Annotated in this window: 1 protein-coding gene; it reads right to left on the reverse strand. The window is 36.9% G+C overall.

All coding sequences use genetic code 11. The features are described from left to right. Positions 1-2 precede the first annotated feature (2 nt). The coding region (locus HMPREF3270_RS11420; RefSeq protein WP_218117699.1) for a tail fiber domain-containing protein at positions 3-1,563 on the reverse strand (1,561 nt) is incomplete at its 5' end.

A 1,563-nucleotide genomic window follows, 5' to 3' on the forward strand; every position in this document is an offset into this window, starting at 1 on the left:
GGTTATTTTGATTCATTTATTTGTTCCTCCAATTCATCTACTTTTTCAATCAATTCTTGTATAGCTTTAGTATTCCAAAACAACACTTCATTGCCATCAAAACCATCACGATGTCTCCATTCAATCGGTATTTCTCTTTCAATAATAATACCGTGATGGTCACGAACATATTCTTCCTCTTTTTCAGATTTGTTTTTATAAGAATATAATTTTAGATCATTGCGGTATGCATCAAGCACACTATAATTCCACTCTTTAATATCATATTTATATCTCTCTGATGACATTGCTACATAGTTTTTGAAACGTATATCTTTATAACCAATGTCCCCGCCGTTATAAAGTAAGTTGTTAGTAATTCTTACTTCACCTGTTGATGTACCGATATAAAAGTTGGTGCTTGTTGTTCGGATACTCTCAGATTGTATCCATCTGCATTGTAAATCACCGTAAGTTGGATTGCCGTTGTTATAACCTTTGTAGTCTGTGATACGAACCCTATCATCAGCTTTGAGATACAAATAACCACTTCTGGATTGGAAATCACCATAAAAGTTTCTTGCATGGAAACTGCCTGTTCCAATATCGCCGAATTTGTTGGTAGCATAAACAAGCGGCTCATATTCACCTTCGGTTTGACCCGGCATCCCTGCTTTTCTGAAACGTATACCTGAACCGGCTTGACCAGCTTCATTATAGATTTCACCGAATAAAAGTGTGCCGTCTGTATCTTTAGCATTATCATTATCCTTAAGATAGAAGCTGAATTCATTCACACCGGGACGCGAATAAACTTGAGGACGAATATAAACTGAAGCTTCCCATGTTTCAATATTGGTTGTAAGGCGTGAACGTGTATAGATACGACTGTTTTCAGCATGCAGGAATACGACACCATAGGTAGATGATAAACGCACACCGCGTGAATTATCATTCATTAGATCATAGTGAAATTCTAATGCACCGGCTTGTTCTGAACCGACACCGCCGGACATCATTGTGGATAATCCTTTTTCAGTCATATAAAGGCTGTAACCCGTCTTCTGGTTTCTTGATAAAATATAACCGTCTTTAATGCCGACTGTTGCTGTTGGAGTATCAGTTACGCCGCCCCATGTCCTTGTGAATGTACCACGGGATAATATTTCTTGATTCTTGATTGATAAATAATTTGTAGTGTCCCCGCCACGTATACCTAAGTTATTTACATTGATGTCTAAACCTTCTGGTGATAAGTTTAAACGATTAATGATTTCATCTTTACCGACCTTATTATTTACATTACCAGCTAACACTTGAAAATCTTTGTTCACATTGATATTGACACGGTCACCCTTCAACATAATGCCATCGGGGCCAACAGTATGTGATTGAAGATTACCATTTTCATCGTATGAAAGTGTCAGACCTGTTGTCGTATTAATAGATAAATCACTTATTACATTCGATAGTGTTTTCTTACTGGCGTTAAACTCTTCTTTTGTTGCACGTGCATTGATGTCAGTACCATTCGTTTGCATAACACTAAACGTTTTATCAGTTTCTGCTTTTGCTTTATCAATA

The sequence above is a fragment of the Staphylococcus sp. HMSC65H10 genome, assembly GCF_001839185.1.
Classification (GTDB): domain Bacteria; phylum Bacillota; class Bacilli; order Staphylococcales; family Staphylococcaceae; genus Staphylococcus; species Staphylococcus simulans.